The 8,453-nt window shown below is 71.6% G+C and carries 5 protein-coding genes and 1 pseudogene; 3 read left to right on the forward strand and 3 right to left on the reverse strand.

Going from position 1 to position 8,453, the window contains the following annotated elements; translation table 11 throughout:
- Positions 1–12: 12 nt before the first annotated feature.
- Entirely contained in the window at positions 13–873 is an 861-nt protein-coding gene (gene mltG, locus ACFWVE_RS01480) for an endolytic transglycosylase MltG (protein ID WP_384007140.1), read from the reverse strand.
- 43 nt (positions 874–916) lie between these two features.
- Entirely contained in the window at positions 917–2,719 is a 1,803-nt protein-coding gene (locus tag ACFWVE_RS01485; RefSeq protein ID WP_384007142.1) for an ABC transporter ATP-binding protein, read from the reverse strand.
- A 145-nt stretch (positions 2,720–2,864) separates the two neighbouring features.
- Here ACFWVE_RS01485 and ACFWVE_RS01490 point away from each other — a divergent pair, with 145 nt between their 5' ends.
- The 3 genes from ACFWVE_RS01490 (at position 2,865) to ACFWVE_RS01500 (ending at position 7,164) form a co-directional block, all read left to right on the forward strand.
- On the forward strand, positions 2,865–3,332 hold the full coding sequence (locus tag ACFWVE_RS01490) for a MarR family winged helix-turn-helix transcriptional regulator (protein ID WP_384007144.1): 468 nt from the start codon (positions 2,865–2,867) through the stop codon (positions 3,330–3,332).
- 209 nt (positions 3,333–3,541) lie between these two features.
- Entirely contained in the window at positions 3,542–5,386 is a 1,845-nt protein-coding gene (locus tag ACFWVE_RS01495; RefSeq protein ID WP_384007146.1) for an ABC transporter transmembrane domain-containing protein, read from the forward strand.
- Positions 5,383–7,164 (forward strand): ABC transporter ATP-binding protein, encoded by a 1,782-nt coding sequence (locus ACFWVE_RS01500; protein WP_384007148.1) that lies wholly within the window; start codon positions 5,383–5,385, stop codon positions 7,162–7,164. The genes ACFWVE_RS01495 and ACFWVE_RS01500 overlap by 4 nt, the downstream gene beginning before the upstream one ends.
- Positions 7,165–7,692: 528 nt before the next feature.
- On the opposite strand, the pseudogene ACFWVE_RS01505 reads toward ACFWVE_RS01500, so the two are convergent.
- Positions 7,693–8,048: pseudogene (locus ACFWVE_RS01505) on the reverse strand (pyridine nucleotide-disulfide oxidoreductase); the annotation flags it as partial.
- Positions 8,049–8,453 lie beyond the last annotated feature (405 nt).

The raw sequence follows: 8,453 nt of genomic DNA on the forward strand, positions 1-8,453 counted from the left end.
TGCCGGGTCGTCTCATTTCTCCGCCGGCTGTTCCTGCTTCCCCCTTCGCTCTTTCTGCTGCCGCGCGGTGAACTCGGCGACGTCGCTCCGGTGTTCCTTGTAGTCGGCGGTGAAGCGGGTGTCGCCCGGCTTGACCGTGACGAAGTACAGCCAGTCGCCCGGCGTCGGATTGATCGCCGCGCGCATCGCCTCCTCACCGGGGTTGTCGATCGGAGTGGGCGGCAGCCCCATGCGTGTATAGGAGTTGTAGGGACTGGCGGCCTCGATGTCCGTCTCCTTGGCGCCGGGCGTCGAACGGCCCAGGGCGTAGTCGACCGTCGAGTCCATCTGCAGCGGCATCCCGCGCTCCATGCGGTTGAAGATCACCCGGGCCACCTTGCCCATGTCGGCCTTGGTGGACGCCTCGGCCTGGACGATGCTCGCGATGGTGACGGCCTGGTAGACGTTCATCGCGTTGCGCTGCGCACCGGCGGCGACCGGGGCTCCGTTGAACTTCTTGTTGGCCGTCTCGACCATCAGCGCCAGCAACTGCTCCGGTGTCGCCTTCTCCTTCAGCGGATACGTCCCCGGGAAGAGGTACCCCTCCGGGTTCCCGTCGGCGTCGGCCGGCAACTTGAGGTCGGCCTTCGCGAGGGACTTCTTCGTGCTCCCCGCGGGCAGTCCGAGGGCCTTGTCGACGGCCGCGTACACCTGGCTCGCCCGTCGGCCCTCCGGAATCACCAGGGTCGTGGGGCGGGGGTCGCCGTCGCCGCCCAGGACGAGCAGGGGCACCGCCACGGCGGTACCGGCCACGACGGCCCCGGTCGCGACGAGGGCGAGCCGCCCCCTGCGCGTCAGTCGGATCGTGCTTCGTGACGGAGTGTTCGTCTGCATGCGGGCACGGTAACCCGCATATCGCCACAAACCTGGCATATTTTCATCTTGTCGGCTCCAATTGGGCGTCCCTGCGGACGAGGGCCGCGTACCGCCCGTCCCGCTCCAGAAGTTCCTCGTGCGTGCCGCGTTCGACCGCGCGTCCCGCATCGAGCACCACGATCTGGTCGGCGCCGCGGACGGTGGAGAGCCGGTGGGCGATGGTGAGCGTGGTCCGGTCGGCCGACAGCGCGTCGATGGCCTGCTGGACGGCGGCCTCGGTACGGGTGTCGAGCGCGCTGGTGGCCTCGTCGAGGACGAGCACGGGCGGGTCACGCAGAATGGTCCGGGCGATCGCCAGGCGCTGCTTCTCACCGCCGGAGAAGCGGTGGCCGCGCTCCCCCACGACGGTGTCGTACCCGTCGGGCAGGGCGGCGATGTGGTCGTGGATCTGCGCTGCCCGGGCCGCCCCGTGGAGTTCCTCGTCCGTGGCGTCGGGCTTCGCGAACCGCAGGTTGTCGGCCACGGAGGCATGGAAGAGGTACGTCTCCTGGGAGACGACGCCGACCGCGCGCGCCAGGGTGTCGAAGTCGAGGTCGCGCACGTCGACCCCGTCGAGCGTGACCCGGCCCCCGGTGACGTCGTACAGCCGTGGCACGAGGTGGCCCAGCGTGGACTTGCCGGCGCCGGTCGAACCGACCACCGCGAGGCTGGTGCCGGCGGGGACGGTGATGTCGATGCCGTCGAGGACGGGGCCGCCCTTGCCGTCGTAGCCGAAGGTGACGTTCTCGAACCGGACCTCGCCACCGACCCGGTCGAGGTGGACCGGGTCCGCGCGCTCGGTGATGTCCACGGGGAGGTCGAGATACTCGAAGATGCGCTGGAACAGCGCGAGCGAGGCCTGGATCTGGACCCCGGTCGACAGCAGGCTCACGGCCGGCCTGAACAGACCCTGCTGGAGCGAGACGAAGGCGACGATCGTCCCGATGGATACCCCGGGCCCGCTCGTGCTCAGGGCGATGCCCGCGGTCCAGTAGATGACGGCGGGCATGGCGGCCATGACGATCGTGATGACGGCCATGCGCCAGCGGCCGGCCATGTTCGACCGCACCTCCAGGTCCACCAGACGGTCGGACTCTTCGGCGAAGGCACTGGTCAGCGAGTCGGATCGGCCCATGGTGCGGCCCAGCAGGATGCCGCTGACCGACAGCGACTCGGTGATCGTGGCCGCCATCGAGGCCATCTGCTTCTGACGCTGGGTGGTGATCTTCTTGCGTTCGTTGCCGACACGACGGCTGATCCACACGAAGGCCGGCAACAGGAGCAGCGAGACGACGGTCAGCCGCCAGTCGAGGACGAGCATCGCGACGACGGTGGCGACGACGCTGGTGAGGTTGGAGACCAGGGAGGTCGCCGTGGAGGTCACGGTGGCCTGCATGCCGCCGATGTCGTTGGCGATGCGGGACTGGACCTCGCCGGTGCGGGTGCGGGTGAAGAAGGCGAGCGACATGCGCTGGAGCCGGTCGTAGACGGCGGTGCGCAGATCGTGCATCACGCGCTGGCCGACGGTCGTGGAGATCAGTGTCTGGAGCACTCCGAAGACACTGGTGAGGACGGCGCTGAGGATCATGCCGAGGGCCAGCAGGCTGAGCAGTCCGGTGCGGCCCTCGGGGATCGCGACGTCGAGGATCGCCTTGAGCAGGAACGGGGTGGCGACCGAGACGAGGGACGCCGCTCCGACCAGCAGACCGACGATCGCGAGGCGGCCCCGGTAGGGGCGGAACAGCCGCAGGATGCGGCGCACCTGCCGGGGCTGTTCCTCGACGCCCGCGGGTGCGCTCCAGGCGGGTTCATGGTCGGTGTGCATGGTCTCCTTCGAGGGCTCGGGGGCGGGAAGCCGGGCACGGGAGCCCGGGGCCGCCCCGGGTCGGTCAGGGGAACGCCGGGACAGCGGAGCCTAGCTCATTGTTACCTATGCTCACAATGAACGGCATGCTGATATTGTTCCGCACATGACCACCCCCGACCCCGACGGCCTGCTGGCCGAGCAGCTGCTTCGGCTGACCCTCCGGATGCACCGCATCCAGAAACGCCATCTGGTGCGGCGCGAGCTGGGCATCACCCCGGCCCAGTCCCGGCTGCTGCGCAGCCTCGCCCACTATGCCTCGCCGCCCCGCATGGCCGACCTGGCCGAACGGCTGGAGGTCGTGCCGCGCGCCGTGACCACGCTGGTCGACGGGCTGGAGGCCGGCGGCAAGGTGCGGCGGGTGCCCGATCCGGCCAATCGGCGGGTGATCCGGATCGAACTCACCGACGACGGACACGCGGCCCTGCGGGAGCTGCACGCCGCGCGCAGGGCCGCCGCGGAGGAGATCCTGGCTCCGCTGGGGGAGGAGCAGCGCGAGGTTCTCGGCGCGCTGCTGAACACGCTGGTCGACGGGACGGCCGCCACCCCGCAGCACCGCGACGCGTCCTGCTGAGCCACCGCGCGGGGACCTGTTCCGAAGCCCCGTGGCGTCGTCGGCCGGTGTGCCGCGAGGTTCCCGTCGGGCACATCGAGCCGGTTCCGTGCGACGGCGTGAAAAATCGTTTGCTTCGCGGCACACAGCAGCGTCAACCTGTCACGGTTTGCTGTCGCCGCCGTCCGAGGACGGCGCGCGGCCCCACCTCCGCGAGCCACTGGGACGTCATGCAGATCCAAGACCTTCCGTATCCCGACCCGGGCGTGCCCGACGCCCGCTCGGGCCCCCGATTCCTGCGGTGGCTCTTTTGGAATCAGCTCTCGGGCCAGCTCAAGTCCCTGGCTTGGGGACTGCTCCACTTCGCCTCCGTCGCCTCGCTCCCGTTCTGTGTGGGCATCGGCGTCCAGGCCGCCGTCGACCGTTCCGGCACCCGGCTCGCCCTGGCCGGCGGGCTCATGGCCCTGGCCTGCGCGGGCAACGCGATCGGCGACACCTTCCTGCACCGGGCCGCCGTCACCAACTGGATCACCGCGGCCGCCCGTGTCCAGCAGCTGCTGGCCCGCAGGACCGCGACCCTGGGTTCCGCACTGACCCGGCGCGTCGCGGCCGGCGAGGTCGTGGCCGTCTCCACCGGTGACGTCGAGAAGATCGGCTGGTTCGTCGAGGCCCTGTCCCGGTTCACCGCGGCCGTGGTCACCATCGTGCTGGTCTGCGTCGGCCTGCTTCTCTACCAGCCCGCGCTCGGGGTGGTCGTCGTCGTGGGCCTGCCCCTGCTGGCGCTCGCGGTCCTGCCGCTGCTGCCCCACGCCACCCGGCGGGCCGACGTCCAGCGGGAGAAGGCCGGCCGGGCCACGGAACTCGCCTCGGACACCGTCGCCGGACTGCGCGTGCTGCGCGGCATCGGCGGTGAGCAACTGTTCCTCGACCGTTACCGCCGTGCGTCCCAGGAAGTCCGCCACGCCGCCGTGCGCAGTGCCCGGATGTGGTCCCTGATCGCCGCGATCCAGGTGTTGCTGCCGGGAATCCTGCTGATCACGGTGGTCTGCTACGGCGTTCATCTGGCCCGTCAGGGGCGGATCGCCGTGGGTGAACTGGTCACCGTCTACAGCTCGGTGATGCTGCTCGCGTATCCTCTGCGCCACTTCGAGGAGATCGCGATGGCCTATTCCTTCTCCCGGCCGTCGGCCAAGCGCGCTGCGCGGGTGCTGTCGCTGGAGCGGGCCATGGACACCGCCGGTACGCGCGGCCCCGAGCGGCCTTCCGGCGACCTGTACGATCCGGCGACCGGTCTGCTCGCCCCGGCGGGCCGGCTCACCGCGGTGGTGTGCGGGGATCCGGACGCGGCGGGACACCTCGCCGAACGGCTCGGCGGACACGCGGCGCACACCACGCACGCCGCGCGGGACGGCTCGGTGCTGCTCGGCGGTGTGCCGCTCGACGAGCTGCCGCTGGACTCCGCGCGCGGCTCCGTCCTCGTCCAGGACAAGGATCCGGTGCTGCTGTCCGGCACGCTGCGCGAACTGCTCGACGTACCCGCGTCCGGGGCCGTCCAAGCGCGCGAGGCGCTGGACGCCGCGCAGTGCCGGGACGTACTGGCGGCGCTGGTGCAGGGTTCGCTCGACACCGCGGACCCGATGGACGCGCAGCTCACCGAGCGCGGACGGTCCCTCTCCGGCGGCCAGCGGCAGCGGCTGTCGCTGGCCCGGTCGCTGGTCACCGACCCGGAGGTCCTCGTCCTGGACGAACCGACCTCCGCCGTCGACTCGCACACCGAGGCCCGGATCGCCGAGGGCCTGCGGGAACTGCGGTCGGGCCGTACGACCGTGGTCTTCACCTCGTCGCCCCTGCTGCTGGACCGGGCGGACCAGGTGGTCTTCCTGCACGACGGGACGGTCGTGGCCGTCGGCGGCCACCGCGAGCTGGTGCGTACCGAGCCCCGGTACCGGGCCGTGGTGACCCGCGAGACGGAGGCCGGGACCGGCACGAGGGCCGAGACGAAGAACGGGGCACGGGTCGGGACGGACGACCTGGCCGACCTGGACCAGCTCATGGAGATCGAGGAGACAGCATGATCGGCGTGGCGCCACCGGCCTACGACCCGGCGGCCCCGACCACGGCCGGCACCCTGCCCGTGGGCGCGCCCGCCACCGTCCGTGCCTATGTGGGCGAGCTGCTCCGCAGGCATCGCAGGGCCTTCGTGCTTCTGATCGCGGTGAACACCGTCGCGGTGATCTCCTCGATGGTCGGCCCGTATCTGCTGGGCGGTCTGGTGGAGCGCGTCCCGGACCGCACACGGGAGCTCCACCTGGGGCTCACCGCCGCGCTGTTCGTGCTGGCGCTGGTCGTCCAGGCGGTGTTCGTGCGGCAGGTGCGGCTGCGCGGGGCGATGCTCGGTGAGCGGATGCTGGCCGATCTGCGTGAGGACTTCCTGGTGCGGTCGGTCGGGCTGCCGCCCGGTGTGCTGGAGCGGGCCGGGACGGGTGATCTGCTGTCCCGGATCACGACCGACATCGACCGGCTCGGCAACGCGATGCGTGAGGCCGTGCCCCAGCTGGCCATCGGTGTGGTGTGGGTGGTGCTGCTGCTGGGCGGCCTGATCGTCACGGCACCCGAACTGGCTCCGGCCGTGCTGGTCGCCGTTCCGCTGCTGGTGGCCGGCTGCCGCTGGTACTTCCGGCGGGCACCGGCCGCGTACCGCTCCGAGGCCGCCGGGTACGCCGCCGTGGCCGCGGCGCTCGCCGAGACCGTGGACGCGGGACGGACCATCGAGGCACACCGCCTCAGCGAGCGCCGGGTGGCGCTGTCGGACCAGCGGGTCGAGGAGTGGACGGCCTGGGAGCGCTACACGCTGTGGCTGCGGTCGGTGCTCTTCCCCGTCATCAACATCACCCATGTGACCGTGCTCGGCTCGGTGCTGATGATCGGCGGTGTCTTCGTCCTGCAGGGCTGGATCGGTGTCGGTCAGCTGACGACCGGAGCGCTGCTGGCGCAGATGCTCGTCGACCCGGTGGGCCTGATCCTGCGCTGGTACGACGAGTTGCAGGTGGCCCAGGTGTCGCTGGCCCGGCTGGTCGGGGTCCGGGACATCGAGCCCGCCGCCGGTGACGCCGCCCTGGTGCCCGACGGACGCCATGTGCACGCCGAGCGGGTGCACTTCGGCTACCACGAGGGCGTCGACGTGCTGCGCAAGGTGTCGCTCGAGGTCGCGCCCGGCACCAGGCTGGCTCTGGTCGGCCCCTCCGGCGCGGGCAAGTCCACCCTGGGACGACTGCTCGCCGGGATCTACGCACCCCGGGACGGCACGGTGACCCTGGGCAGCGCCGAGCTGTCCCGGATGACCGCGGAACACGTCCGTACCCATGTGGCCCTGGTCAACCAGGAGCACCACGTCTTCGTGGGTTCCCTGCGCGACAACCTGCGGCTCGCCCGGACGGGTGCCGAGGACGCCGAGTTGTGGGCGGCGCTCGGCGCGGTCGACGCGGACGGCTGGGCACGTGCGCTCGACGACGGTCTCGACAGTGAGGTCGGCTCGGGCGGGCTGGCGCTCACCCCGGCCCAGGCGCAGCAGATCGCCCTGGCCCGCCTGGTCCTGGCCGACCCGCACACGCTGGTGCTGGACGAGGCGACCTCGCTGCTCGACCCCCGCGCGGCCCGGCACCTGGAACGTTCGCTGGCCCGTGTCCTCGACGGCCGCACCGTCGTCGCCATCGCCCACCGCCTGCACACCGCCCATGACGCGGACGTCATCGCCGTCGTCGAGGACGGCCGCATCAGCGAGCTGGGCAGCCACGACGAGCTGGTCGCGGCGGACGGCGCGTACGCGGCACTGTGGCGCTCCTGGCACGGGTGAGTGCCTGGAGGATGCGCAGGTCTGGTCCCAGGCTTGCACGGAGCAGTCGGCCGGGCAACCAGAAAGTGCCTCTGACCAGCGAGAACAGGGATTGTCCAGGTCCATGTTCCCGCTGGTTCCAGAGGCACTTTGCAGGTGAAGCAGCCTGTCGGGTCCTGCCCGCATGTCCTTTCGCCTCCGCCCCGGCGGTCTCCCGGCTGATCGACAGCCTTGCCCCTTCGGGCGAGAAGGCGCCGACCGCGGTCCGCGGCACACGTTGCGAAGTCCGCCAACGGGTCTGGTCGTTCGCCGGCGGCCGGGCTCCGGATGCCGACCACATCGCCACCGCCCGCCTCTTCCCGGCCCCACTGCCGGAACAGCACCGACGGGGACGGCGGACGCTGATCCGCTGCGACTTCGGCGGTACGGTACCCATGAGTTCGCGACCTGACTCGCCCGGCGCGGACGCCGGCTGTCCTGCTCGATCGGCATGGTGATCAGCACGTCGGACCGACGTCGCGCGGATCGTCCTCCGGCGTCGGGGAACCCGGCGACCTCGTGGGCCGCGTCGTGTGCCGGCCGTCCGACGCCGATGAGCGTGGCGGAGGCCGGGCCCGTCCAGTCACCGTAGCCGAGGAGTGCAGCCGAGGCTCCTCCACGGAGCGGGTGCCCTGGGTGGCGATGCGGCCGCGCGGGCCGCGCGGGCCGCGCAGGCCCAGGGGCGACGGGTGCGGGAGGGCCGGCCGGAAGCCGGTGCACCGGATCACCACGTCGGCGGGCGTCCTCGTACCGTCGGCCCGGACGGCGCCGTCGAGGCGGAGGAACATGGGCGAGGCCTTGAGGAGCCCGGCGTCCCGGGCCTCGCGCACCGGCGGTACGGCGACGATGTCACCCAGTGAAGCGCGGTATCGCGGCTGCACCCGGCCGAGGGCCGGTGTCGCCGGGCTGGCGACCACCGGATCCAGCATGATCCTCAGGCAATGACTCACGGTCGGCTGCCGGAAGCCCAGGCAGTCGGCGAGGTCTCACACGGGCTTCGCCGTCCGGCGCACGCTCGATGACGCGGAAGATCCGCAGCCGGGCGGGGCGGCGATGGCCTTGGGGATGAGGGCCGGACACTCGGCCTCGTCCCGTTCGACGAGCAGGCGTGCGAGGCCGGGACCACAGGTCTCAGCCGTGGTCCGTCCGCTTCCCCCGCGGCGCGGGGGACGGTGTGGTGGGCCGCGCGCGGGCCCCCCGGTCCCACGGGCGGTGGGTGGTGTGGGTTATAGACAACTTCAGCAGGCGCCGAAACAATATGTGGTGATATC

Source organism: Streptomyces sp. NPDC058632 (assembly GCF_042717095.1).
Taxonomy (GTDB): Bacteria; Actinomycetota; Actinomycetes; order Streptomycetales; family Streptomycetaceae; genus Streptomyces.

Excerpts from the sequence above, each read along its gene's own strand:
- ACFWVE_RS01490 (WP_384007144.1), top strand. The coding sequence starts at position 2,865 with ATGACCACCCCCGACCCCGACGGCCTGCTGGCCGAGCAGCTGCTTCGG.
- ACFWVE_RS01485 (WP_384007142.1), bottom strand. The coding sequence starts at position 2,719 with ATGCACACCGACCATGAACCCGCCTGGAGCGCACCCGCGGGCGTCGAG.
- ACFWVE_RS01495 (WP_384007146.1), top strand. The coding sequence starts at position 3,542 with ATGCAGATCCAAGACCTTCCGTATCCCGACCCGGGCGTGCCCGACGCC.
- ACFWVE_RS01500 (WP_384007148.1), top strand. The coding sequence starts at position 5,383 with ATGATCGGCGTGGCGCCACCGGCCTACGACCCGGCGGCCCCGACCACG.
- mltG (WP_384007140.1), bottom strand. The coding sequence starts at position 873 with ATGCAGACGAACACTCCGTCACGAAGCACGATCCGACTGACGCGCAGG.